Source organism: Chitinilyticum litopenaei DSM 21440 (assembly GCF_000428145.1).
Classification (GTDB): Bacteria; Pseudomonadota; Gammaproteobacteria; order Burkholderiales; family Chitinibacteraceae; genus Chitinilyticum; species Chitinilyticum litopenaei.
This window is the reverse complement of sequence record NZ_ATZJ01000049.1, coordinates 1-23,836: the sequence shown is the minus strand read 5'-3', so window position 1 is coordinate 23,836 and position 23,836 is coordinate 1. Positions and strand designations below refer to the sequence as shown.

Annotated in this window: 19 protein-coding genes; 5 read left to right on the top strand and 14 right to left on the bottom strand. The window is 65.4% G+C overall.

All coding sequences use genetic code 11. The features are described 5' to 3' along the window. Positions 1 to 111: 111 nt before the first annotated feature. Positions 112 to 1,821, top strand: coding sequence for an LTA synthase family protein (locus tag C515_RS0114635; RefSeq protein ID WP_028456138.1), 1,710 nt, complete (start codon positions 112 to 114; stop codon positions 1,819 to 1,821). Between the two features lie 164 nt (positions 1,822 to 1,985). Here the strand turns inward: C515_RS0114635 and C515_RS0114630 are convergent, their stop codons facing one another. Next, positions 1,986 to 4,325, bottom strand: coding sequence for an ATP-binding protein (locus C515_RS0114630; protein WP_028456137.1), 2,340 nt, complete (start codon positions 4,323 to 4,325; stop codon positions 1,986 to 1,988). Positions 4,326 to 4,415: 90 nt separating this feature from the next. Continuing rightward, positions 4,416 to 5,294 (bottom strand): phosphoribosylaminoimidazolesuccinocarboxamide synthase, encoded by an 879-nt coding sequence (locus C515_RS0114625; RefSeq protein ID WP_043649773.1) that lies wholly within the window; start codon positions 5,292 to 5,294, stop codon positions 4,416 to 4,418. Between C515_RS0114625 and C515_RS23665 the strand changes: the two genes are divergently transcribed. Continuing rightward, positions 5,293 to 5,538: a hypothetical protein gene (locus C515_RS23665; RefSeq protein WP_144290481.1), complete on the top strand. Its 246-nt coding sequence runs from the start codon at positions 5,293 to 5,295 to the stop codon at positions 5,536 to 5,538. The genes C515_RS0114625 and C515_RS23665 overlap by 2 nt on opposite strands. Before the next feature lie 101 nt (positions 5,539 to 5,639). On the opposite strand, the gene C515_RS0114620 is transcribed toward C515_RS23665, so the two are convergent. Then, positions 5,640 to 6,173 (bottom strand): GNAT family N-acetyltransferase, encoded by a 534-nt coding sequence (locus C515_RS0114620; protein WP_028456135.1) that lies wholly within the window; start codon positions 6,171 to 6,173, stop codon positions 5,640 to 5,642. A 204-nt stretch (positions 6,174 to 6,377) separates the two neighbouring features. On the opposite strand from C515_RS0114620, the gene C515_RS24080 reads away from it, so the two are divergent. Beyond that, complete coding sequence (locus C515_RS24080; RefSeq protein ID WP_158380840.1) at positions 6,378 to 6,515, top strand: hypothetical protein; 138 nt, start codon at positions 6,378 to 6,380, stop codon at positions 6,513 to 6,515. Between the two features lie 107 nt (positions 6,516 to 6,622). On the opposite strand, the gene C515_RS0114610 is transcribed toward C515_RS24080, so the two are convergent. From C515_RS0114610 to C515_RS24075, 9 genes are all read right to left on the bottom strand, one after another. Beyond that, positions 6,623 to 7,792, bottom strand: coding sequence for a branched-chain amino acid ABC transporter substrate-binding protein (locus C515_RS0114610; RefSeq protein ID WP_028456134.1), 1,170 nt, complete (start codon positions 7,790 to 7,792; stop codon positions 6,623 to 6,625). 380 nt (positions 7,793 to 8,172) lie between these two features. Further along, positions 8,173 to 9,099 (bottom strand): Dyp-type peroxidase, encoded by a 927-nt coding sequence (locus tag C515_RS0114605; RefSeq protein WP_028456133.1) that lies wholly within the window; start codon positions 9,097 to 9,099, stop codon positions 8,173 to 8,175. After that, the gene (locus C515_RS0114600; protein ID WP_028456132.1) at positions 9,096 to 9,674 is read right to left on the bottom strand and encodes a YqiA/YcfP family alpha/beta fold hydrolase; all 579 of its coding nucleotides are present in this window, start codon (positions 9,672 to 9,674) and stop codon (positions 9,096 to 9,098) included. The genes C515_RS0114605 and C515_RS0114600 overlap by 4 nt, the downstream gene beginning before the upstream one ends. A gap of 43 nt (positions 9,675 to 9,717) precedes the next feature. Next, positions 9,718 to 10,695: a quinone oxidoreductase family protein gene (locus tag C515_RS0114595; protein ID WP_028456131.1), complete on the bottom strand. Its 978-nt coding sequence runs from the start codon at positions 10,693 to 10,695 to the stop codon at positions 9,718 to 9,720. Positions 10,696 to 10,869: 174 nt separating this feature from the next. Next, positions 10,870 to 11,637, bottom strand: coding sequence for an enoyl-ACP reductase FabI (gene fabI, locus C515_RS0114590; RefSeq protein ID WP_043649770.1), 768 nt, complete (start codon positions 11,635 to 11,637; stop codon positions 10,870 to 10,872). Between the two features lie 14 nt (positions 11,638 to 11,651). Next, complete coding sequence (locus C515_RS21280; protein ID WP_081686978.1) at positions 11,652 to 14,108, bottom strand: DUF3141 domain-containing protein; 2,457 nt, start codon at positions 14,106 to 14,108, stop codon at positions 11,652 to 11,654. 193 nt (positions 14,109 to 14,301) lie between these two features. Beyond that, complete coding sequence (locus C515_RS23660) at positions 14,302 to 14,595, bottom strand: hypothetical protein (RefSeq protein ID WP_028456129.1); 294 nt, start codon at positions 14,593 to 14,595, stop codon at positions 14,302 to 14,304. A gap of 90 nt (positions 14,596 to 14,685) precedes the next feature. Further along, positions 14,686 to 17,511, bottom strand: coding sequence for an ATP-binding protein (locus C515_RS0114575; protein ID WP_028456128.1), 2,826 nt, complete (start codon positions 17,509 to 17,511; stop codon positions 14,686 to 14,688). A 139-nt stretch (positions 17,512 to 17,650) separates the two neighbouring features. After that, positions 17,651 to 18,133: a hypothetical protein gene (locus tag C515_RS24075; protein ID WP_028456127.1), complete on the bottom strand. Its 483-nt coding sequence runs from the start codon at positions 18,131 to 18,133 to the stop codon at positions 17,651 to 17,653. Between the two features lie 227 nt (positions 18,134 to 18,360). Between C515_RS24075 and C515_RS0114565 the strand changes: the two genes are divergently transcribed. After that, entirely contained in the window at positions 18,361 to 19,125 is a 765-nt protein-coding gene (locus C515_RS0114565; RefSeq protein ID WP_028456126.1) for a substrate-binding periplasmic protein, read from the top strand. Between the two features lie 64 nt (positions 19,126 to 19,189). Continuing rightward, positions 19,190 to 22,951, top strand: coding sequence for a methionine synthase (metH, locus tag C515_RS0114560; RefSeq protein ID WP_028456125.1), 3,762 nt, complete (start codon positions 19,190 to 19,192; stop codon positions 22,949 to 22,951). Between the two features lie 140 nt (positions 22,952 to 23,091). Here the strand turns inward: metH and C515_RS21275 are convergent, their stop codons facing one another. Together C515_RS21275 and C515_RS21270 are read right to left on the bottom strand one after the other, a co-directional pair. After that, the gene (locus C515_RS21275; RefSeq protein ID WP_051304981.1) at positions 23,092 to 23,538 is read right to left on the bottom strand and encodes an REP-associated tyrosine transposase; all 447 of its coding nucleotides are present in this window, start codon (positions 23,536 to 23,538) and stop codon (positions 23,092 to 23,094) included. 48 nt (positions 23,539 to 23,586) lie between these two features. Beyond that, the coding region (locus C515_RS21270; protein ID WP_043649768.1) for an integrase core domain-containing protein at positions 23,587 to 23,836 on the bottom strand (250 nt) is incomplete at its 5' end.

Here is a 23,836-nt window from a genome sequence, read left to right as displayed (position 1 = left end):
AGCATGCAGGCCGGCAGCCGGCCCATTGCTGGCCGCGCGGGAATGCTAAAATGCGCGCAACGAGACCAATGAAAGCAGCGGTGACCCCGCTGCTTTTTTTCACGAGCCGCAATGCTGCTACCTCTGAATTTCATCCCCGCACTGCAGGCGCGCTGGCTGGCCATGCCGCGCCGCCTGCGTTACTGGCTTACCCTGCTGGGCCCCATGCTGCTGCTGGTGCCCGGCCGCCTGCTGGTCGACATGCAATGGTCGGTGGGCCGGCTGGTGTTCAGCCTGCTGCTGTACTGGGTCTTTGCCCTGCTGCTGGCGCGCTGGCCGGCGGTGCTGGCCGCGCTGATGAGCGAAGCCCTGCTGCGCCAGGTCAGCCAGATCAAGGAGGCGCAGACCGGCGAGCCGCTGCTGGCGCGCGACCTGCTGGAAGTGTCACAGGGCATGGCGATGAGCAGCTATATCGTGCCACTGATGGTGCTGTGCGGCCTGACCCTGCTGGCCGCCGTGGTGGCCGGCTGGCGGCTGCGCCCGCCGCGCAGTCGCCGTCACTGGCTGCAGGCCGGCGGCCTGGCGGCGCTGCTGCCGGCGCTGCTGCTGGTGCATGGCGTCGTGCATGGTTATCCCGGGCGCATGCTCAAGCGCACGCTGCAGGAGCTGGGCATCGTCTACCACGAATACAATTACCGGCAGAATGTGCGCGCCAATGGCCTGCTGGCGCACCTGTTCCAGACCGCCGAAAGCGTCAAGGCGCCGGCCGCCGGCCCGCATGATTTCTATGCCAGCCAGCAGCCGTTGCCGCTGGCTCCCGGGCAGCCCGATGTCGTCATGATTCTCTGCGAGGGCTGCTTCACCACCTTTGACCAGCGCATGCCCACCGTCATGCGCGAGCTGGAGCAGCGCGGCTTTGCCCCCTTCAAGCTGCTCAGCCCGGTGTATGGCGGCGGCACGGCCGAAGCCGAATTCGAGGTGCTCACCGGCCTGTCTTCGGCCGTCCTGCCCGGCATCGATTATCAGGTGCATGCGAGCGATCTGCGGCCCGATGCCCGCACACTGGTCAGCCGCTTTCGCGATGCCGGTTATCTGACCACCGGCATGCACAACTTCTACGCCAATTTCTGGCGACGCAACGAGATTTACCCGCGCATCGGCTTCGAGCAGACGCGCTTTGTCGAGCGCATGCCCTGGCGCACGCGCGGCTGGCCGCAGGATGCGCTGCTCTATGATGCCGCACTCCAGGCCTATGCCGGCGCGCCGCCGCAACGTCCGCAATTCATGTTCCTCATCACCGTGCGCACGCATGGCGCCTTTTACCATCGCGGCCAGGACTACGGCATCGGTGACTACAAGCACCGGCTGGGCGAGGCCATGGCCGACATGCAGGCCTTTCTCGCGCAGATCGAGCAACTGGCCGCACAACGGCAGCGGCCATTGGCGGTGGTGGTGTTCGGTGACCACAAGCCCTCGCTGACCGGTGCGTTCGTGCGCTATGGGGTGCTGCCGCCGTCGCTGTTCAGCGCCACCGGCCCGCATAACGATGATTTCCGCTTTGTGCTGCGCATGAATGCCGAGCAATGGCTGGCGCGTGCGCAATCAAGCGCCTATGTGCGCCTGCCGGATGCCGCCGCCACGCGGGCGCTGGCGCAGCGGCTGGATGACCGGCCGATGTTCTGCCTGCCGGCCGAGCTGGCCGGACTGACGCCCGCTACCGATCCCTTCTGGCCTGCCGTGCATGCCCTGTGCCAGCGTCCGCAGGGCGAGCTAGTCAAGCCCGATCCCGCTGCCTGGCGCAAGGTTTTTCCCTTGCCGCTGTATGGCGAACGGCTGTATTGAGCTGGCAGCCGCGTTTCGGGCCAGCCCGGATAATTCGCGCCAGCCTTCGTCGTGCCGATGAACTATCCGCGCAGTCATGGGGCATTTCTGCTGCTGCAACAGGGTTTTGTTTTGGGTATGCGTATCTAGCCGAATGAGTGAAAGGGCTGCCTGGCAATACCTGCTTATGTACTGGCGGGCAGGTCCAGCTGCACCTCGGTAAACTCCCCCGGGCGGCTGCGGATGCCGATCTGCCCGCCCAGCGGGCCGCTGACCAGATTGTAAGCGCCATACAGCCCCAGCCCGCCGCCGGAGCCCAGGCGGCTCAGGTAGAAGGGATCGAAGGCATGCTGCACGGCGTCTTCGCTCATGCCGATGCCATTGTCGCGCACCAGCAGCCGCAAGCTTGCCGGGCCGGCCTGCGCGCCGAGCTCGATGCGCCCGCTCTGCCCGGGCCGGAAAGCGTGTTCCAGGATATTGCCCAGCAGCTGGCTCAGCACCTGCTGCAGCGCGGCGGGACGCAAGCGCCAGGGCAGTCGCGCCGGCACATCGAGCAGCAGCACATGGCCGCCCTGCGCGATCTGTTCGCGATACAGCTGGCAGACGCCCTGCAGCAGGGCGCTGACATCCACATCGGCCGGGTCTTCCTGTTCCGGTTGCCCGCCGAGCACGCGGAAGCGCTGCACCAGCTCGGCCGCGCGCAGGATATTGCTGTCGGTCAGCGTGGTCGCCGCATGACATTGCTCCAGAATCTGCAGCACTTCGTCGCGTTGCGGCCGGCCGTTGCGGATCAGCAGCACGAGTTGCGCCAGTTCGTTGCTGATCGTGGAGGCCGCAGTGCGCGCAATGCCCAGCGGCGTATTCAGTTCGTGCGCCATGCCGGCCATCAGCCGCCCGGTGGCCGCCATGCGTTCGCTGTGCGCCAGCTGGGCCAGCGCCTGCTGCAGCGCCGCGCCGCGCTGCGCGACATGTTCGGCCAGCGCGCGGTTATCGCGCTGCAGGGCGGCATTGATTTCCTCCAGCTCGGCGCTCAGCGCCTGCTGCTGTTGCCGCGCGAGTATGCGCTGCAGGATGGCGGTGAGGCGTTGCAGGATGGCCTCATCGTCAGGCAGCCAGTTGCGTCGCGCCTGCGTGTTTTCCACCCACAGCAGCCAGTGCGTGTCGCCTTCGCGGATGGCTTGCAGCAGGATGGAAGACGGACGGGATTGCTCAGGCCACTGCGCCAGAAGGGCGGACAGCAGTGGATGCTGGCGGGCAAGGCAGGCATTGAGCTGGCCGAATTGCTGCACATGCAGGGCCAACGCCTGACTGTGGGTTGCCGCAATGCTGTCCGGCGCGGCGGTCGTGCCCCTTTGCACGCATTGCATGCCGAAATGCGGACCCAGCAGCCAGAGACTGGCGCCACTGGCGGCAAGCAGCGCGGGGGCTTCCTGCAGCAGCAGCGCCAGCGCCGCGCTCGTGCTGTTGCTGTCGATCAGGCTGTGGCTGGCCAGTTGCAGCAATTTCTGCTGGCTGGCGGGCTCCAGATAGTGCTGCTCCTGCGCGACTTCCTGCGGGCGCGGCAGCAGGCCGGTATAGGCCCGCAGCAGGCGGTAGGCTTCGTTGATGTCGCTTTCCTGCTCGGCATAGGCCGCGGCCTCGAGCAGCATGTCCAGGCGCTGGCGGTTGTAGCCGATCAGTTCGGCCAGACCGATGCCCTCGTTGCACAGGCGCCGGGCCTCGCCCAGATCGCCGCGCTCGGCGGCCAGCAGGCTCAGTTGCCGTAGCGTATTGGTTTCCGCCCAGTGATAGCTGATGTCGCGGGTTATGCGCAGGGCTTCGCGGAAATGCGCCTCCGCTTCGTCCGGGCGCTGCTCAAGCCGTGCCAGCTCACCTAGGCGAAACAGCGATTCGGCGGCGTAATCCAGCAGCTGCGCGGTCCGGCATTCGGCCAGCGCCTGGCGCAGCTGCTCGCCCGCCTCGGCGTGGTTTTCGCAGGCCAGCAGATTGGTGGCCAGATTGATGCGGATCTTGGCGCGCAGATAGGTGTCATCCAGCGCGCCGCAGTGCGCCAGCGCGGCGCGATGGCAGCGCACGGCGGCGGCGTGTTCGCCCAGTGCATCGTGTACCTGGCCCAGGCCGATCTGACCGTAGATCCAGCTGCTGGGCTCGCCGCCGGGCAGACGCGCCAGATCAATGCAGCGTTGCCAGTACTGGCGGGCGGGGCGGTAGTCGCCGGTAGTGTAAAAGCTGCGGGCGATCTGTTCGCACAGTCGAGCCTCTGCCGGCTGCCAGTGATAGGCGCAGGCCAGCTGCAGCGCCTCGAACAGCGTGTCGCGGCCATATTGCGGCACCACCAGCCCGTACAGCTCGGCCGCGGCGATCAGCGTGGCGGCCTGATTGTCGCGCCGTGCCGCCTCGGTCAGCGCCTCGCAGCGGCGGATGGCCTCCTGCTTGTGGTTGTTCAGGATGGCGCGAATGGCGTCCAGCTCGGCCTGTGCCGGGGCGGGGATGACAAAGGGAATGGAAAAATCGACGGCGTCCATTTCTGCAGCATGGCATATCGGGAGGCTTTTCCCATCCGGTCTGGTGGCCGGGGGCGCAAAAAAGCCCGTCTTCGTGACGGGCTTTCCGGATCAGGCGGTCAGTTTTTCCAGCGCCTCGCGGTACTTGGCGGCGGTCTTCTCGGCCACTTCGAGCGGCAGCGCCGGCGCCGGCGGGGTCTTGTCCCAGCCGGTGCTTTCCAGCCAGTCGCGCACGAACTGCTTGTCGTAACTCGGCGGGTTGCTGCCCGGCTGGTACTGGTCGGCCGGCCAGAAGCGGCTGGAGTCCGGCGTCAGCGCCTCGTCCATCAGGCGCAGCGTGCCCTCGGCATCCAGGCCGAATTCGAACTTGGTGTCGGCGATGATGATGCCGCGCGTGGCAGCGTACTCGCTGGCGGCCTTGTACAGCGCAATCGCGGTATCGCGGACGCGGGCGGCGAGTTCCGCGCCGATGATTTCCTCGCAGCGCGCATAGCTGATGTTCTCGTCATGGTCGCCAACGGCGGCCTTGGTCGACGGCGTGAAAATCGGCTCGGGCAGCTGGTCGGCCTCGCGCAGATTGGCCGGCAGCGGGATGCCGCATACCGTACCGCTCTGCTTGTATTCCTTCCAGCCGCTGCCCGCGATATACCCGCGAACGATGGCTTCAACCGGCACCGGCTTGAGCTTCTTGCACACCACGGCGCGGCCTTCAACCTGCGCGCGGTCTTCCGCACTGACGACGTCCTCGGCGCGCTCGCCGGTGAAGTGGCTGGGCACCACGTCCTTGAGCTTGTCGAACCAGAAGTTGGAGATCGCGGTGAGGATCTTGCCCTTTTCCGGAATCGGCTCGGCCAGGATCACGTCGAAGGCCGACAGGCGATCGGTGGCGATCATCAACATGCGCTCGCCGTCGATGTCGTAGAGGTCACGCACCTTGCCGGAGTAGATTTTCTTCAGGCTTTTCAGGTCGGTCGAAGTCAGGCCGCTCATGGCTATCCTTGCAAAACGGAACAAAACGGAAACGGGCGCAGTGCTAGGTTTTGTTGATGTTTTGTTTGCGTTCCCGCTGGAGCGATTTTTGCGCCGAATCAAGGCGTTGCGAGCGCCGCATAACGGGTTATGTCAGCGAAGCAACAACGCAGAGTCGGCGCAAAAAGCGTCCAGCCGGATGTGTTATCAAAAAGCCGGTTTGGCTGTTTTTGGCCTGACACGGCGTTGCAAAGCCCTTGCATAGAACGACTATGCGGCGGGCTTCGCGCCTTGTTTCAGGCCAAAAACAGCACAAACGGGCAGCGCAAACAAGGCATCAACAGAACCTAGGCCGCGCCAAAGGCGCTATTTTGCCTGAATCGCCGGCGCTGCGCTCGCCGCGCTGCCTGCCGGCAGTGCGCGCACCAGGCGCAGTACGCGCGTCGGCTCGTCGTGATGATCGAGCCGCGTTTCCCAGCCCTCGCTGCGAAAGCCCTGGCGCTGGTAGAAGACGCGCGCGGCAGCATTGTCGGCAAAGCAGATCGTCGCCAGCTCGGTGGCCGCGAAATCCTGCCCCGCCAGCCGGCTCATCACCGCCAGCAGCTGGGCGCCCAGGCCTTGCCGGCGCCAGGCCGGATGCACGATCAGGTGGCCGATCCACACGCGGCCGCGTTGCTGGATGCCGTAGAAGGAGGCGTAGGCAATGGCCGTATCGCGGTGATCGGTCAGCACGATGCCCTCGTTGTGCTCGGCCAGATGCCCGGCCAGCACGGCCTGGTCGGCCGGCCAGCGCGCACGTGGAAACAGGTTGCGCAGCTCCACCGCATCCTGTGGCCAGGCCACGATGGCGTCGAAGTCCTGCGTGCAGGCGTTGCGGTGGGGGAACGCGGTGTGATGCATGCCGGCTAAGGTGAACACTGTATGAGTATTTGATGATAGGCCATCACCGCGGCAAATGCAGCGGTGCATGTGACCTCCGCTGGTCGGCGTGCGGCGGACGCCGCCGCAGGATTTGCCATGCTCAGTGACAGGACGGCGAAGGCGCAGCGGTGCTTGCCTGTGCCATCAACGCCGATCAGGACCGATCATTTGCCGGAGACCGCGATGCATATCGAAGCCAGCCAGCCCCAGCCCGCCAGCGATGAAGACGAAGAGCAGGTACAACCCGCGCCCAGCTGTCCCGTGCCGCCGCCGGAGGCGCGCGAGGCCGCGCTGGCAGGCGAGCTGGGCGAAGACAGCTGACGCAGCAGGGGCCAAATGCACAGACCCCGGTCATGGTGGCCGGGGTCTTGGGTATCTGTTTGAGGCCTATTCAGCGCAAGGGTTGTGTGCGTATCCAGTCTAGGGTATTACTGCCCGCCCAGCGTTTCCAGCACCGTCCACTTGCCGTCGACCACCTTGTAGACGGTGATGGCGCCATCCTTCAGGTCACCCTTGTCGTCATAGGCAATCTTCGCCGCCGTCACGCCGGCGTGCTCGGTCTTGGCCAGCACCGGCAGGTATTGCGCCGGATCGGCCGAGTTGGCTTTCAGCATCGCGGCGAGCAGGATGCGCGCGGCGTCGTAGCCATAGGGCGTGTAGATTTCCATCGCGCCGAACTTGGCCTCGTAGCGCTTGGCGAAGTCGGCGCCGCCCGGCATCTTGTCCAGCGGCAGGCCGGCCAACGAGGCGATCGTGCCTTCGCCTTCCTTGCCGGCCAGCTTCAGGAAGGTGTCCGAGCGTGTCATTTCGCCGGAAATCAGCGGCGCGGCCAGCCCCAAGCGCAGCTTCTGCTTCACCATCGGCCCGGATTGCACGTCGGTGCCGCCAAAGAACACCAGATCGGGGCCGGCGCTCTTGATGGTGGTGAGGATCGACGAGAAATCGGTTTCCTTGTCGCTGGTGTACTCGCGCTTGACGATCGCGCCGCCGGCCGCCTTCACGGCCTTTTCGAATTCGTCGGCCAGGCCCTGGCCGTAGGCGGTACGGTCATCGATGATGGCGACCTTCTTCGCGCCGAGCTTTTCCACCACATATTTGCCGAGCACCGAACCCTGCTGCGTGTCGGACGTCATCGAGCGGAACGAGGTCTTGAAGCCCTGTTGCGTCAGCGCCGGTGCGGTCGCCATGGCAATGTGCGGCAGGCCGGCGTCGGCATAGATTTTCGAGGCCGGAATCGAGGTGCCGGAATTGAAGTGGCCGACGATGCCGGCGAGCTTCAGGTCGACGAACTTCTGCGCGATCTGCGTCGCTGTTTTCGGGTCGGCCATGTCGTCCTCGGCCACCAGCTCGAACTGCACCGGCTTGCCGGCAATCTGCGGGTTCTGCGCGTTGACGTCGTCGAGCGCCAGCTGCACGCCGTTCTGGTAGCCCTTGCCATAATGCGCCTGGCTGCCGGTCAGCGGCGCGGCAAAGCCGATCTTCACGATGGTCGCGCCGTCGGCAGCGGCATTGCCGCCGGCCTGTTCGGTCTTGTTGCAGGCAGTCAGGGCCAGGCTGGCAACGGCCACGCCCAGCAGGCGCCACGATGTTCGGGTCATGCTCTTCTCCTCTCCGGTCGGTAATGGGTATGCAGTTCTGTCATCATCGGACAGGACAGGCCCGGCTGCCTTGTTCTTGCGCAGTCGGCGGGCGTATTCCGGGCTCGCCCATCATGGGGCGGTAACGGCAAAGCGCAATTGGGGATAGCCCGGGGCGGGCGACGGCTTGCCGGCCGGAGCAAGCGGACACCTGATTAGAAACTGCTTCTCAGCAAACCACAAAAACCCATAGAACCACAGAGACACAGAGTGCACAGAGGAAGCAAAACCCCGAGAAATGCCGATGATGTTCTCCCGCTTTTCTCTGTGTTCTCTGTGGTTGATTTGGGTTTTGCTGAGATGTCTTGCCAATCAGGGAGGACAAAGGGCGCGGGGTGGTTTCAGCTGGCGGCCAGTGCCTGCAGGCGCTCGATGCTGGGAACGAAGAAGGCGCCGCCGGTAACGGCGCGACTGAAATTCAGCAGATGATCAACGCGGCCGTCGTCGGTCGGGGCGACCATGCGCGCCAGCATTTTCTCGAAGTGGCGCGGCGTGCGGCAGTAGGAAACGAAATACAGGCCGCGATCGCCGCCGGGCACGCCATAGGGCAGTGACTGGCGCAGCAGTTCCAGCTCGGCGCCGTGTTCCTCGATGACCACGCGGCTGATGTGCGCAGTGCGCGGGCGGTCGTCGTCGGGCAGCTCTTCATCGCTGGCCTTGGTGCGGCCGATGATGGCTTCCTGCTGCAGCACCGGCAGCTTGTTCCACGCTTCCATGCGGTGCACATAGCGCTGGATGTGCACATAGCTGCCGCCCGCCCAGGCCGGGTCGGCGTCACCGACCAGCGCCACGCCGGCGCGTTCGGCCAGCTCCGGGTTTTCGGTGCCGTCAACGAAGCCGGTGAGGTCGCGGCCTTCGCGGCGGCGGAATGCCGCAGTCACTTCAACCGGCTCCAGCCAGTCCTTCACGTCGTCGAGAAAATTGCTGGCGAAATCGTGCAGCACGTCGGCGCGCTCGGCGCGCAGGTGCAGGAACAGGTCGGCGATGGTGACCGGCGCCGGGTGGATGGCGCCGGGAATGTGCGGAAAGGCGCGCAACTCGGCGGGGCGCTCGCGGCCAAACAGCTCCGGCCAGAAATCGGCAGAAAAGCCGATGGCGCTCATCAGGTGGGTATCTGGCTGCATCTCATGCAGCGCTTTGCTTGCAGCAGGAATCCCGGATAGGTATGCCGCCAGCTTGCTGTCGGCACGGCGGCCAAGCCGGCGACGCAGCAGCAGGAAGATCGCGTGGGAACTGGCGGCGGGAAGAATCGCGGATTGGGGCGTCATGCCGGCCCTCCTTGGGCAAAGTCGAGTATGGCGGGCAGCCAGTCGGTGTAGTCGGCAAAGCCGTGGTCGCCGCCGGGCAGGATGCTCTGGCGGCAGCCGGCATACCAGGCGACGGCCTGCCGGTAGTCCAGCGTTTCGTCGCCGGTCTGCGCCAGCAGCCAGTAGCGTTCCGGTCGCGCCGGCTTGCGCTCGTAATCGGCCAGTCGCACCGCGAACTGGGGCAGGATCAGCTCGGGCTCGCCCGTGTGGTGATTGCGCTGCTCGCCCACATAGCGCGCCACCAGTGTGGATGGCTGCACGGCGGGGTTGAGCAGCACGGCGCGGCAGCCGAAGGTTTCCACCGCCCAGGTGGCCCAGAAGCCGCCCAGCGAGCTGCCGATCAGGCAGGTATTGTCCGGCGCCATGCCGGCGAGCAGATTGCGCAGCACGGACGCGCATTCATCCGGATCGACCGGCAGGTGCGGCGCGTGAAAGTGGGTGGCGAGCCGCCGGCTTTTCAGCCAGTCGGCCGTGGCGCGCGCCTTGCCGGCGGCCGGGCTGGACAAGAGTCCGTGCAGGTAAACGAGATGGCACATGGTTCTGCTGCTGTTCCGTGTTCTGTTTGTTGTTTGGGCGGCGTCAATCCGGAATCAGCACGGTCGAGGCCGTCGTGTGGCGCGCTTCGAGCGCCCGGTGCGCCTCGGCGGCCTGGCTGAGCGCAAAGCGCTGCTTGACCTCGGCGCGCACATTGCCGTGCTCGTAGATGTGGAAATAATCGTTGGCGGTATCGAGCAGTTCCTGCCGCGTGGCGATGTAATGGCCGAGCGTGGGGCGCGTGAAGAAGAGCGAGCCCTTCTGCGCCAGCAGCGCCGGGTTGAAGGCCGGTACGGCGCCGGAGGCATTGCCGAAGCTGACCAGCATGCCGCGCGGCGCCAGGCAATCCAGCGAACCGGCGAAGGTGGCTGCACCCACGCCGTCGTACACCACCGGCACGCCCTGGCCACGGGTCAGCTCGCGCACTTCAGCCACCCAGTCAGCCTCGCTGTAATTGATGACATGATCGCACCAGCGGGCCGCCAGCTTGAGCTTGTCGGGCGAGCCGGCCGTACCGATGACGGTCGCTCCCAGCGCGCGCGCCCACTGGCAGGCAATCTGGCCGACGCCGCCGGCAGCAGCATGAAAGAGAATGGTCTGCCCGCGCTTGACCGGAAAGGTGCGCTTGAGCAGGTATTGCGCGGTCATGCCGCGCAGCAGTGTCGCGGCGGCGACCTCGTCGGGGACGCCAATGGGTACCAGCACCAGGCGTTCGGCCGGCATCAGGCGGTGTGTGGCGTAGGCGCCCGTGGCACCGCCGGCGTAGGCCACGCGGTCGCCGGGGCGGAACTCGCTGACGCCCGGGCCGATGGCCTCGACGATGCCGCAGGCCTCCTGGCCAAGGCCGGCAGGCAGCGGCAGCGGATACAGGCCGCTGCGATGATAGGTATCGATGAAATTCACGCCGATGGCGAGCTGGCGCAGCAGCACTTCTCCCGGACCTGGCGCCGCCAGCGCCACGGTTTCCAGCTGCATGACTTCCGGCCCGCCATGCTCACGGATGCGGATAACCGTCGTTTGCATGGGGTCTCCCTGACTGCCTGTCTGGCAGATTTATGCAGGCATGATAGACCGACTGGCTGCCGCTGGCAGGACACAATGCAGCACAACGCCGGGCACTGCCCGGCGTTGTGGATGATGCCTTGCCATGTATGTGGCTGCGGCCCTTGGGTGTAATTGCTTGTGGCGATATACCCGTCAGGCGACGATGTTCATGCCACCGTCGACATAGAAGGTCGAGCCGGTGAGGCGTTTGGCGCCATCGCTGCACAGGAAGGCGGCGGCCGCGCCGACATCGTCGATGTCGACCAGCTGGCGCATTGGCGCCTGCGCCGTGGCCTGCGCCAGCAGCGAATCGAATTCGCGGATGCCGCTGGCCGCACGCGTCAGCAGCGGGCCGGGCGACACGGCGTGCACGCGGATGCCCTGCGGGCCGAGCTCGGTGGACAGGTAGCGCACCGTGGCCTCCAGCGCCGCCTTCACCGGCCCCATCACGCCGTAGTTCGGCACGACCTTTTCCGAGCCGTAATAGCTCATCGTCAGGAGCGTGCCGCCATCCTTCATCAGTGGCTCGGCCAGCTTGGCCATGCGCACGAAGGAATGGCAGGACACATCCATCGCCAGTGCGAAGCCGGCTGCGCTGCTGTCAACCACGCGGCCGTGCAGGTCGTCCTTGGGGGCGAAGGCGATCGAGTGCACGGCAATGTCGAGCTTGCCCCACTTGGCGCGAATGGCGTCGAACACCGCTTCCAGGCTGCCTTCTTCCTGCACGTTGCATTTCAGCAGCACGCCGGGTTGCAGCTCGTCGAGCAGCGGCGCGATGAAATCGCGCGTGCGGTCGGTCTGGTAGGTGATCGCCAGCTCGGCGCCCTGTGCCTTGAGGGCACGGGCGACGCCATAGGCGATCGACTGGTCGTTGGCGATGCCCAGAATCAGGGCGATCTTGCCTTGCAGTGGCAGTTGCATGGTGTGTTCCTCGGTCAGGATTCGTTTTCGGGCTTGCTGCCGGTACGGCGGGTGGCCGGCTTGCGCGTCGTGCTGGTGGCGCGGGGCGCGCGCGGCTTGGCGGTGGCCGGAGCGGCTTCCTTCGTGCTTGCTGCCGTCACGGCAGGGGCCGTTGCGGGTGGCGCTGCAGTCGTGGTTACGGGCGTGGCCTCGGCTGCCGCACTTACCTGTGCAGCAGGCGCGGCCGGGGCGGCAGGCGTTGTGGCCGGGCTGATTTCCTGGCGCAGCACATGCAGCAGCGTCGCCAGCTCCTCGCGCTTGGCCGGCGCGAGTTCGGCCAGCCGGGCATAGACGTCAAAGGCGGCTTCCAGCGCCGCGTTCGAGGCGAAGAGGCCGGGCAGGCTGGCGCGCGCGGCCTCGGGCAGCCGCCACAGCAGCTGGCTTTGCAGGCGCAGTTGCGTGCGGATCTCCTCGTCGCTGGCCTGGGCGAACTGTGGCTGCTGGCGCAGCCATTCCAGCGAGAACTGCCGCGTGCGCACCGAAATGCTGTCCTGCTGCTGGGCCAGGATCAGCCCCATGCGGATCATGCCGGCCACTTCGCCGCCATCGGCCAGCTGGCGGGCCAGCGCGGCATCGTCAATCTCGGGCTGCGCGCCCGCACCATTGGCGGGACGGTTTTCCGCGCCGATGCCCATGATGGCGAGCAGGCCGTACTGCTGGTAGAACAGCGCCTCGGTGCTCAGGTCGCGCAGATTGCCAAGGAAATCCAGTCCGGCGGCCAGCTGGTCGGCGCACAGCCGCTCCCACTGGCGCCAGGGGTTATCGATGCTGGCCGGCTGGCGGTGTTCGCGCACCGTGTCGGCCAGTGCCCCCACCGCGGCGGCGGCCGGGTTGAGGCTGGTCCAGCTCCAGCGCTGGCTGCGGTTCGGATGCAGGAAGCGGGTCAGCAAGGCGGCCTGTTCGCTGACCAGGGGGCGCAGCCACGGGCGCACCAGCATCTGATAGGCGCGGGCATTCAGCTCGGAAACCGATTCGACGGCACTGAAGGGGATTTCATCCTTGCGCTGCCATTCCTGGCCACGCTTCAGGTCTTCGACGCGGCGCTCGCTCAGCTCGGCGCTCCAGCCTTTCGAGCCGTCGGCGTGGGTTTCTTCCGTGATCTTCATCGCATACAGGCCCGGAGGCAGCGACTCGATCACCTTCATCAATTCGACGATCTGCGCGTGCTCCTTGGTGGCGACGCCGGCGGAGACGAAGATGCCGAGGTGGCCGACGCTCTGGTGCATCAGGCCGACGACGACCTGGCCGGCGGCCTTGAGCGCGTCGGTGCTCGGGTAGAGGTCGAGAATCCAGTTGAAGGCCTGTTGCGGCGGGGTGATGTTGTCGCCGAGCGAGGCGAAGACGACGATGGGCGCATGGATGGCCTTCAGGTCGTACATGCCACCGGCGCTGGCCGCCTTGCCCTCGACGAGGTTGTTGCCGACGAAGAGGTTTTCGACGATCCAGCGGATTTCTTCCTCGTTCATCAGGAAGTAGCCGCTCCACCAGCGCTCGAATTCCAGAAAGCGCGGCGGTTCGGTGTCGATCTTGTCATACAGGTTGTAGCTCTTGCCGACCAGGGTGTTGCCCAGATCCAGCGTTTCGAAATTGGCGACCAGATGCGCGCCGTCGAACTTGCCGTTGCCAAGGTCGGACGCCAGCAGCGCCGGCCAGCTGCCGCCGAGCATGCCGCCGGCGTAGCGCATCGGGTTGTTGTCGTTGCCGGCCCAGTAGGACACCGGCGCGCCATTGACGACGACGGCACCGACCAGATCCGGCGCGGTGGCGGCAACCAGCATCGCCGCCCAGCCGCCCTGGCAGTTGCCGACCAGCACCGGCTTGGGGGCGTCCGGGTGCTCGCGCGCCACAAAGCGCAGGAATTCCTGCTCGGCCAGCGTCACGTCGGCCAGCGTCTGGCCCGGCTCCGGCTCGGGGAAGAAGATCACGCAATACACCGGGTGCGCGTCTTTCAGCGCCATGCCGACTTCCGAATCCTGCTTGAAGCCGCCGATGCCCGGGCCGTGGCCGGCGCGCGGGTCGATGATCACATAGGGGCGGCGTTGCGGATCGACCGAGGCGCTGCCCTTGGGCGGAACGATGCGCACCAGCGCGTAGTTCACCGGGCGCATGAAGCTGCGGCCATCCTGCACGATCTCGTAATCGAAATGCAGCACCGGCGGCTTGCCGGCCGCCTCGTGCTGCAGATACTGGTCCCCGCGCTGGCGCAGCACATCCCAGAACAGCGTCTGGCGCTGCGTGCTGTCGCGCAGGTAATCGACGCCGTCCTGCAGCCAGCGCTGCGGGTCGGTGCCCGGCTGCGGCAGGCTGGCCAGCGCCGCCTTGCTGCTGTCAAACAGTCGCTCACCGGCTTCGTTCCAGCGTTCCTGAAACCTGCGCGACAATACGGACTGCAGCTCGCAGGATTTGTGCCATTGCTCTGGGGTCAACCACATCTCGATCACCTGCCTTGGAAAAGGGGAGTGGGCTTATTATTGCACTGCAGTATAAATTTTGCGTGGCCGATTTTGCGCTGCAGCAAAGGCGCTCAGGAGGCTTGCGCTAGGGGCGGCGGCATCGTCCAGGGTCCGAATCTGCACGGCGCCGGATGGCGGCTTGCCGCCGCGAGCCAGGTACGAGGCATGGACGTCAGGCTTCGGTATCCAGTCGGCAGCCGCGCAGCCGGCGCGGGCGGCAGCTCTGTGCGTAGAGCGTGAGTGCCGTATGGGGTGCGGTGACGGCCAGCCGCCGCGTGCCCGGGGTTAGAGGAAGGAGCTGCAAGGGTGCTGCGGCACGGGGCCGGCTTGACAGTCTGGCCGTGCGCCAGGCGGGCCGGGGCCCGCGGAAGTGGCGGGCGAGTTCGCTGGCAAAGGTGCCGGCGGCCGGCGCAAGGCTGCGTGCGAGGTGGCCGGCAATGGGTGCAATGGCGGTATGTCGTGCCATGACTTTCCCCTGTTGCGTTACGGAAGGGAAAGTCTATCCGCCGGTTCTGACGGCCGGCTGTGCACGATTACCGGCGGGCAGGCGGCAAATTCACGACGTCAGCGGGAACCGTGGTCCGGCTTCAGCCGGCAAGAGGCGCGCCATCATGGCCGCCAGATCGGCCAGTACCACCGGCTTGGGCAGGAAATCATCCATGCCGGCCGCCAGGCAGGCTTCGCGGTCGCCACTCATGGCGTTCGCGGTCATGGCAATGATGGGGCAGCGCAGATAGTGTTCACCCGCTGCGCCCTGGCGCAGGGCACGGGTGGCGTCCAGTCCGTCCATCACCGGCATCTGGCAATCCATCAGGATCAGCGCAAACGCGGCCGTGCGGCAGGCGGACAGCGCTTCTTCGCCATTGCCGGCCAGGCTGACGGTCGCGCCCAGTTTTTTCAGCATCTGGCCAGCCACCTTCTGGTTGATCAGATTGTCGTCCACCACCAGCACCGGCAAACCGGGGAACTGCGGCGGCGCTGCTGCCAGTCCGCCCGGAGTGGCGGCGGCAAGGCGCGCCTGCGGCAGCGGCAGGCGCACTTCAAAGGTGGCGCCGGCCCCGGGCGTCGAGCTGACCTCGATGCGCCCGCCCATCATTTCCACCAGCGACTTGCTGATCGACAGGCCCAGCCCCGTGCCGCCAAAGCGGCGTGTCGAGCCCGCTTCGGCCTGGTAGAAGGGGGCAAACAGCTGCTGCAGCACCTCGGCGTTCATGCCGATGCCGGTGTCGCTGATACGGATCAGCCAGCCGCCATCGGCCTCCAGGCCCAGCGTGATGTTCACCTGCCCGCCATGGCTGAACTTGATGCCATTGCTGAGCAGATTGCCGACAATCTGGCGCACGCGCACCGGGTCGCCCAGCAGCACCGGCAAGGCGGATTGCGTCTGCAGCGCCAGCCCGACCTGCGCCGCTTCCGCCTGCGGCTGATACAGCGCCATCACCTCGCGCACCAGCGCCTCGGGCTCGAAGGGGGAGGGCACCAGCTGCAGTTTGCCGGCCTCGATCTTCGAGTAATCAAGGATGTCATTGATGATGACCAGCAGGCTTTCCGCGCTGTGGCGCAGCGTGAGTACCTGTTCGCGCTGCTCGTGGCTGAGCTCGGAGTCGCCCAGCAATTGCGCCATCCCGACGACGCCATTCATTGGCGTGCGGATTTCATGCGACATGTTCGCCAGAAACTGGCTCTTCGCCACATTTGCCGCCTGCGCCTCCCGGGCGGCGGCGCGCAGCTGCGCTTCGGTCTGCTGGCGCAGCAGGTTTTCCTCCAGCAGCAGCCGGTTGCTGTCGGCCAGCTCGGCCGTGCTTGCCTCGACCGCGGCGGCGATCAGCGCCGTGCGCGCGGACAGCGTCAGCAGGAACAGTGTCAGCAGCGCGGTGAAAATCAGCCCGGTGGTCAGCACCACCCAGGGCAGCCAGGAGCTTTCGCGTGCCACGTAATCGCGGGTGGGCAGCACCACCATCTGCCAGCTGCGCTCGCCGATGCTGACGCTCTGCTGCCAGTTGCGCAGTGTGCTGCGTGGCCAGGCCTGCTCGGGCAAGCCGCTGAGCAGGCGGGTTTCGGCCGGGGCGCTCAGGTCGAGCACGCTGAACGGCACATCGGGACGCTGCAGCTTGCTCAGCGAGCGCTCCAGAAACAGATCGATATTCAGCAGGCTGCCCAGCATGCCGCGCTGCAGCGGCTGACCGGCTCCCAGCGGGCTGTCCACCGGCTGCACGATCAGCACGCCCCAGGCGGGCGCATCCGGCAGCTGCAGCCGGGCCGAGGCCGTGAGCTGCTGCCTGCGGTGCGATTGCGCCAGCGCCTGCCGCCGCACGGCGCCGGCGCTCTGGTCCTGCCCCAGCTCGCCGGCAAAGTGTTCCAGCGGCTCGATATACCAGACCGGATCGTAATAGCTGCGCAGCGCCGCCGGGCGCGGGCCGGTCTGGCCCGGCTCCAGAATGCGGTAGTCCGGCAAGCCCTGCTGGCGGGCCAGCATTTCGGCCTGTTCGCGCTGGGCGGCGGCAATGCGGGGCGCCCAGAAGATGCTGCGGATTTCCGGCTGGCGCTGCAGCACGCCCAGGGTGTACAGCGAAAACTGCTGCTTGCTGACGAAATCGGGAGTACGAAACAGGTCGGCCAGCTGGCGCTGGCTGGCCAGCACATGCGTCAGCTCGTCATAGAAATGATCCGTCAGCGTTTCGGCATAGATATCGAATTGCCGTTGCAGGCGCGCCTGCTCGGTGTGCAGCACCGTCGCCGTGACCGCGACCAGCAGCAGCACGGTGACGAGCAGCGGCACGGCCACGGTCGATAGCCGCCCGCGCCAGGCCTCGTGCTGCCGGGCCATCAGGCACAGCATCAGCGGGCACACCACGATCACGCCCAGCGCATCGCCCAGCCACCAGGCCAGCCAGGATTGCGCGGCCTGGTTGAATGGCATGGCGCCAAGCGCCACCAGGGAGCCGACACCCACCGTGGGCGCGATGATGCAGGCCAGGGCGCCGCACAGCAGGAAAAAGCGCAACACTTCGCCCGGTTTGGCCAGTGCCGGAATGGTCTGGTCGCGGTTGACCCAGCGGCGGCAGAGCAGCACTGCCAGCGCCGTCTGCAGGGTGCTGCCAAACGCAATCGCGGCAGCCTGCAGGGCCAGCAGGCCATTCCAGTACTGCCCCGGCGCAATGCCGTTCACATAATTGAGCAGGCACGAAGCGAGAAAAACAAAGGGTATTGCTCGCCAGCCCAATACCAGCATGCCTGCCATGGCAATACCTGCGGGTGGCCAGATCGGGCTGGCCACGCCGGGCGGAATGGCCAGCTGCAGCGACAGCCGCCCGGTGACGAACAGCAGCAAACCCAGCAAAACGCCGTGCAGCAAGGGATGGGAGGGAAGCCACTTGGGCATGCGGGCGCCTGCAGTCCGGTAAACGGTTTCAGCATAGCCGCCTTGCCGTCGGCTTGCCGACGAATGGTCGAGGCGCTGCACCAGCGTGGTGCGGGCAAAGAAAAACCGGGCTTGCGCCCGGTTGCGTGGAGAGGGGGGGTCAGGCCGTAAGGCTGATGCGCTGTGCCGCCTGGCGCTGGGCTTCCAGCTGGGTGTCGGGAGCCTGCTGCTCGCTGGTCGCCTGCTGCTCGGCCAGTGGTTGCGGGCGTGGCTGGCCGGCATTGGCCAGCTCCTGCTGCTGGGCATACTCGGCAAGAGCCAGCGTGGTCTGGCGGCTTTGCAGTTGCTGCGTGGCGTCGATCACCTCTTCGGGCGTGATGCCGGAGACGGCATTGCCCTGGCTGCTCTCGTCCGTTTCGCCCTGGGCGGCCTGCGCCGTTTCGGTGTAGATGTCGTACAGCTGCTGGGCCTGCTGCGAGATGTAGACGGTTTCGGCGAACTGCCTGGCGTTGCTGTTCAGGGTTTCGCGCTGTTCGCGCACTTCGCCGGCCAGGTCTCCCGTTGGGCGGGCGGGCGCGCTTGGGGCGATCTGGGCAACCGGCTGGCTGACCGGGTAGCTGGAAGGCGTGCTGCGGATTTCCATGGTCGCTGCTCCTGCTTCTTTGTTATGCCAATCCTACGCCGGCATGGTCTTGATTTCATTGTGATTAGTACCCGGCTCCGCCAAATGGTTCACCGGGCGGCCGGATGGCGTGCAGGTGTCCGCTGTTTCTTTCCTTTTCCTGACGGGTATCGCAGCTATAGTGTCTGGACGATCTGCCTGGGAGTAGCGGGATGAAGCGATTGGCATGGTTGCCGGGATTGGCGGGAATGCTGCTGGCAACGGCGCAGGCCGCCGAGCCGCTGAAGGTGATGTATGGCATGGCGCGTCCGCCCTTTGTCGACGACCAGACCGGCCGGGGCATCGCGCCCGACCTGATGGATGAAGCGCTGCGGCGCATGGGGCAGCCGCAGATCCGGCGCTATGGTGCCGTGCTGCGGGTGATGGCCGAGCTGAAGGCGGGCCAGATCGATGTCGGTGTCGAGGTGCAGCCGGATGACAAGTCGCTGTTCTACTCCGGCCGCTTCAGCGTCTATCGCAACTTTGCCATCAGCCGCGATGGCCAGGCCTATCCCGACTGGGCCAGCATGGCCGGCAAGGCGGTGTGTGCCTGGCAGGGCGCGCGCATCAGTCTTGGCGATGCCTTTGTCAGCGCCAGCAAGGGCTTCGGGCGCTATCAGGAGTTCCCCGACCAGCGCAAGCAGGTGCTCAGCTGGCTCAATGGCGCGTGCGACCTGCTGCTGATCGACGAAATGCTGTTCCATGCCAGCCTGCAGGGGCTGGCCAGATTGCGGCCGCAGCAGGTGCAGGAGGCCAGCCGCCAGCTGCGGCTCGCGCCGCTGCCACAGGGGCACGAGCTGTGGTGGCATGTCGGCTTTCGCGATGCGGCGCTGCGCGACGCCTTTGATGCCACGCTGGCGGCGATGAAGGCCGATGGCAGCTACGAGCGCATCCGCGAGCATTATCGCCAGCTGGTCGTGCCGGCAGCCCACGCCGGCGCTGGCCGTACCGTGGCCGCGCCCGTCCCCGACTGACCGGAATTGGCGTGGCGGCGTGGTAAACTGCGCGATTGCTCCGTTTACCCGCACAACACCGCCCATGACCCGTACCGAACTCTTAAAAAGCCTGCTGCAACAACGCATCCTGATGCTCGATGGCGGCATGGGCACCATGATCCAGCAGTACAAGCTTTCCGAAGAACAATATCGCGGCGAGCGCTTTGCCGACTGGCATGTCGACCTCAAGGGCAACAACGATCTGCTGGTGCTCACCCAGCCGCAGATCATTGCGGAAATCCACCAGCAATATCTGGATGCCGGCGCGGACATCATCGAAACCAACAGCTTCAACGCCACCGCGATGGCGATGGCCGACTACGAGATGGAAGGGCTGGTGTGGGAGCTGAACCACGCTGCCGCGAAGCTGGTGAAAGACCTGTGCGTGGCGGAAACCGCCAAAAACCCGGCCAAGCCGCGTTTCTGCGCCGGCATTCTCGGCCCCACCAGCCGCACCGCCTCCATCAGCCCCGATGTGAACGACCCTGGCTACCGCAACGTCACCTTCGACGAGCTGGTGACGGCCTATCTGGAGTCCATCGACGGCCTGGTGACCGGCGGCGCCGACATCCTGATGGTGGAAACCATCTTCGACACGCTGAACGCCAAGGCGGCCGTGTTCGCCATCAAGAAATACTTTGCCGATCGCCCCGAGCAGGAAGCCCTGCCGATCATGATCTCCGGCACGATTACCGATCAGTCCGGCCGCACGCTCACCGGCCAGACCACCGAAGCCTTCTACAACTCGCTGCATCATGCCGATGCGATTTCCTTTGGCCTCAACTGTGCGCTCGGCCCCGATCTGCTGCGCCCCTACGTCGAGGAAATGAGCCGCATCTCGGATACTTTTGTATCTGTCCACGCCAACGCCGGCCTGCCCAACCCGCTGGCGCCCACCGGCTATGATCTGCTGCCCGAAGACATGGCGCCGCAGGTGCGCGAATGGGCCGAGGCCGGGCTGGTGAACATCATCGGCGGCTGCTGCGGCACCACGCCGGCGCACATTGCCGCGATCTATCAGGCCGTGAAAGACCTGCCGCCGCGCCAGCTGCCCGAGATCGAGGCCAAGTGCCGCCTTTCCGGTCTGGAGCCTTTCAACATTGGGGACGCTGATTTATTTGTGAACGTCGGTGAACGCACCAACGTCACCGGCTCCAAGGCCTTTGCCCGCCTGATCCTGAACGGCGATTACCCGGCCGCGCTGGAGGTCGCCCGCCAGCAGGTGGAAAACGGCGCGCAGATCATCGACATCAATATGGACGAGGGCATGCTGGACGCCCGCAAGGCCATGACCACCTTCCTGAACCTGATCGCCGCCGAGCCGGACATCAGCCGCGTGCCGATCATGATCGACAGCTCGAAGTGGGAAGTGATCGAGGACGGCCTGAAATGCGTGCAGGGCAAGTGCATCGTCAATTCGATTTCCATGAAGGAAGGCGTAGACAAGTTCATCGAGCAGGCCCGCCTGCTGAAGATGTATGGCGCGGCGGTGATCGTGATGGCGTTCGACGAAGTCGGCCAGGCCGACACCTACGCGCGCAAAGTGGAAATCTGCGAAAAGAGCTACCGCATTCTGGTCGACGAAGTCGGCTTTGATCCGGCCGACATCATTTTTGACCCGAACATTTTTGCCGTGGCCACCGGCATCGAGGAGCACGCGCGCTACGGGCTGGACTTCATCGAAGCCACCGGCTGGATCAAGCAGCACCTGCCGCACGCGAAAATCAGCGGCGGCGTATCGAACGTGTCGTTCTCCTTCCGCGGCAACAACAAGGTGCGCGAGGCGATTCACGCCGTCTTCCTGTATCACGCCATCCAGCGCGGCATGACCATGGGCATCGTGAATGCCGGCGCGCTGGAAGTGTACGAAGAAGTGCCGCAGGCGCTGCGCGACGCCATCGAGGACGTGGTGCTGATGCGCGGCAGCGACAGCCTGGCCGACACCGAGGCGCTGATCGCGCTGGCCGAATCCTTCAAGGGCGACGCCGCGCAGAAATCCGGCGAAGACCTGAGCTGGCGGACTCTGCCATTGCAGGAGCGCATCACGCATTCGCTGGTGAAGGGCATCACCACCTTCATCGTCGAGGACACCGAAGAAGCGCGCCAGAGTGTTGAGCGGCCCATCCACGTGATCGAAGGCCACCTCATGAACGGCATGAACGTGGTGGGTGACCTGTTCGGCGCGGGCAAGATGTTCCTGCCGCAGGTGGTGAAATCCGCCCGCGTGATGAAGGCCGCCGTGGCGCATCTGGAGCCGTTCATTGAAGAAGAAAAGATCGCCATGGGCCTGGCCGACGCGCCGGCCAAGGGCAAGATCATCATGGCCACCGTCAAGGGCGACGTGCACGACATCGGCAAGAACATCGTCGGCGTGGTGCTGCGCTGCAACAACTACCAAGTGTTCGACCTGGGCGTGATGGTGCCGTGCCAGACCATTCTGGACAAGGCGAAGGAAGTCGGCGCCGACATCATCGGTTTGAGTGGCCTGATCACCCCGTCGCTCGAAGAAATGGCGCACGTCGCCAAGGAAATGCAGCGCCAGGGTTTCGACATTCCGCTGCTGATCGGCGGCGCGACCACGTCCAAGGTGCACACGGCGGTGAAGATCGAGCCGCATTACCAGAACAGCCAGGTGATCTACGTCGCCGACGCCAGCCGAGCCGTGGGCGTGTGCTCGAACCTGCTCTCGGACGATTTGAAAGCACCGTTCGTGGCGGAAGTAAAAGCCGAATACCAGAAGGCCCGCGAGATTTTCGAGGCCAAGGACAGAACCAAGCTGATCGATCTGGCGGAAGCGCGCGCCAACAAGTTCGCGCCGGATTGGTCAGGGTATGTGCCTGTGGCCCCCTCGTTTACTGGGGTACGGGAATATACCCAGTATGATCTGAGTGAACTCGTGCCCTTTATCGACTGGACGCCCTTCTTCCAGAGCTGGGAGCTGTACGGCCGCTACCCGGCCATCCTGCAGGATGAAGTGGTCGGCGAAGCCGCCCGCCACCTGTTCGACGACGCGCAGAAAATGCTGAAGAAAATCGTCGAGGAAAAATGGCTGTCCGCCGCCGGCGTGATCGGCTTCTTCCCGGCCAACAGTGTGAACGACGACGACATTGCTATTTACGACCCGGTGACGGTGCCTTCCCTCTCCTCAGGAGAGGGGCAGGGTGAGGGGGAAAGAAAGATTGCGATGCTGTGGCACAACCTGCGCCAGCAATTGCCCAAGGCCAAGTCCGGTGAAGTGAAGCCCAACCTGTGCCTGGCCGACTACATCGCGCCGAAAGAATCAGGCATCACGGACTATATCGGCGCCTTCGCCGTCACCGCCGGCATCGGCATCGACGAGCACGTGAAACGCTTTGAAGACGCCAACGACGACTACAGCGCGATCCTGCTCAAGTCATTGGCCGACCGCTTCGCCGAGGCCTTTGCCGAGCACATGCACTGGAAGGTGCGCACCGAGCTGTGGGGCTACGCCGCCGGCGAAAACCTGAGCAACGACGAGCTGGTCGATGAAAAATACACCGGCATCCGCCCCGCGCCCGGCTACCCGGCCTGCCCGGATCACACGTCGAAAGTGGAGCTGTTCAAGCTCTTGAACGCGCCGAACATCGGCATGACGCTGACCGAAGGCTACGCCATGCTGCCGACCGCCGCAGTCAGCGGCTTCTACCTCGCCCACCCGCAGGCGCGCTATTTTGGCGTGGGCAAGATCACGAAAGATCAGGTGGAAGACTACGCCGCCCGCCGCGGCGTGAGCGTCGCCCAGGCCGAGCGCGATCTGGCGCCGAATCTTGGGTATGTGGCGTGAGGGTTTGGATTGATTAGGTTGTAGAGCAATACCCTGAACAAGAAGCCCCGCGAGAGCGGGGCTTCTTGCTGGTGCGAATCAACAATGTAGGGCGCATTCGCCGCGCAGCGGCAATGCGCCGCAAGTAGCAAGACCAGTTGTTAATCGCCATAAAGCGCTGCCTGTTCGCCACCAGCCCAGTTTGCCGGGTACACCCCGGTGCTCACCAGAGTGTGAAACGTCGAATACGGCCAATCCGCCACCCGGCTGACCAGGCCATGCTTTACCGGATTGAAATGCAGGTAATCCATGTGCGCCGCAAAATCCGCCGCATCGCGGATCAGATGTTCCCAGTAACGCCGCTGCCAGATTCCGCGTTCACCACGCCGCTGGCGCACCAATGTGCGCCGCTCAAGCTTTGGCAACTGGCGTGAGAACAACAACTTGATCAGCCGCCAGCGCAACGCGAAATCGGCGTCGCCCGGAGGAAGCTCCAGAATGCAGTGCAGATGCTCCGGCAGCACCACCCAGCCATGGATGATAAACGGGTGGCTGCGTTTGACGGTTTGCACCGCCGCCCGCAGCAGTTCGATCCGCTCGACCAGCAAGCGATTGCCATTGAGGTTACCCGCGCTTTCCGGCTACCAAGGTAGCGGTTATGCGGCCAGCTTTTCTCGCTCCAGCCAGGCTGCGTAATGGGTTGCCGGTGATTCGTAATTCAGCGACGAATGCCGGCGCTTGCGATTGTAAAACACCTCGATGTAATCAAAGAGATCTGCCTTGGCTGCCGACCGGGTCGCGTAGCGCCGGTGGAACACGCGCTCGTTTTTCAGGCTGTTGAAAAAACTCTCCATCGGCGCATTGTCCCAGCAGTTGCCCTTGCGACTCATCGACGCCGTCATGCCA

What these genes read in the sequence shown, in the direction of transcription:
- C515_RS21280 (WP_081686978.1), bottom strand. Translation starts at nt 14,108, where the DNA reads ATGTGGTTGACCCCAGAGCAATGGCACAAATCCTGCGAGCTGCAGTCC.
- C515_RS0114610 (WP_028456134.1), bottom strand. Translation starts at nt 7,792, where the DNA reads ATGACCCGAACATCGTGGCGCCTGCTGGGCGTGGCCGTTGCCAGCCTG.
- C515_RS0114605 (WP_028456133.1), bottom strand. Translation starts at nt 9,099, where the DNA reads ATGACGCCCCAATCCGCGATTCTTCCCGCCGCCAGTTCCCACGCGATC.
- C515_RS0114575 (WP_028456128.1), bottom strand. Translation starts at nt 17,511, where the DNA reads ATGCCCAAGTGGCTTCCCTCCCATCCCTTGCTGCACGGCGTTTTGCTG.
- C515_RS0114600 (WP_028456132.1), bottom strand. Translation starts at nt 9,674, where the DNA reads ATGTGCCATCTCGTTTACCTGCACGGACTCTTGTCCAGCCCGGCCGCC.
- C515_RS0114625 (WP_043649773.1), bottom strand. Translation starts at nt 5,294, where the DNA reads ATGAGCGGCCTGACTTCGACCGACCTGAAAAGCCTGAAGAAAATCTAC.
- C515_RS0114620 (WP_028456135.1), bottom strand. Translation starts at nt 6,173, where the DNA reads ATGCATCACACCGCGTTCCCCCACCGCAACGCCTGCACGCAGGACTTC.
- fabI (WP_043649770.1), bottom strand. Translation starts at nt 11,637, where the DNA reads ATGCAACTGCCACTGCAAGGCAAGATCGCCCTGATTCTGGGCATCGCC.
- metH (WP_028456125.1), top strand. Translation starts at nt 19,190, where the DNA reads ATGACCCGTACCGAACTCTTAAAAAGCCTGCTGCAACAACGCATCCTG.
- C515_RS23660 (WP_028456129.1), bottom strand. Translation starts at nt 14,595, where the DNA reads ATGGCACGACATACCGCCATTGCACCCATTGCCGGCCACCTCGCACGC.
- C515_RS0114635 (WP_028456138.1), top strand. Translation starts at nt 112, where the DNA reads ATGCTGCTACCTCTGAATTTCATCCCCGCACTGCAGGCGCGCTGGCTG.
- C515_RS0114630 (WP_028456137.1), bottom strand. Translation starts at nt 4,325, where the DNA reads ATGGACGCCGTCGATTTTTCCATTCCCTTTGTCATCCCCGCCCCGGCA.
- C515_RS23665 (WP_144290481.1), top strand. Translation starts at nt 5,293, where the DNA reads ATGGCTATCCTTGCAAAACGGAACAAAACGGAAACGGGCGCAGTGCTA.
- C515_RS24075 (WP_028456127.1), bottom strand. Translation starts at nt 18,133, where the DNA reads ATGGAAATCCGCAGCACGCCTTCCAGCTACCCGGTCAGCCAGCCGGTT.
- C515_RS0114565 (WP_028456126.1), top strand. Translation starts at nt 18,361, where the DNA reads ATGCTGCTGGCAACGGCGCAGGCCGCCGAGCCGCTGAAGGTGATGTAT.
- C515_RS0114595 (WP_028456131.1), bottom strand. Translation starts at nt 10,695, where the DNA reads ATGCAAACGACGGTTATCCGCATCCGTGAGCATGGCGGGCCGGAAGTC.
- C515_RS24080 (WP_158380840.1), top strand. Translation starts at nt 6,378, where the DNA reads ATGCATATCGAAGCCAGCCAGCCCCAGCCCGCCAGCGATGAAGACGAA.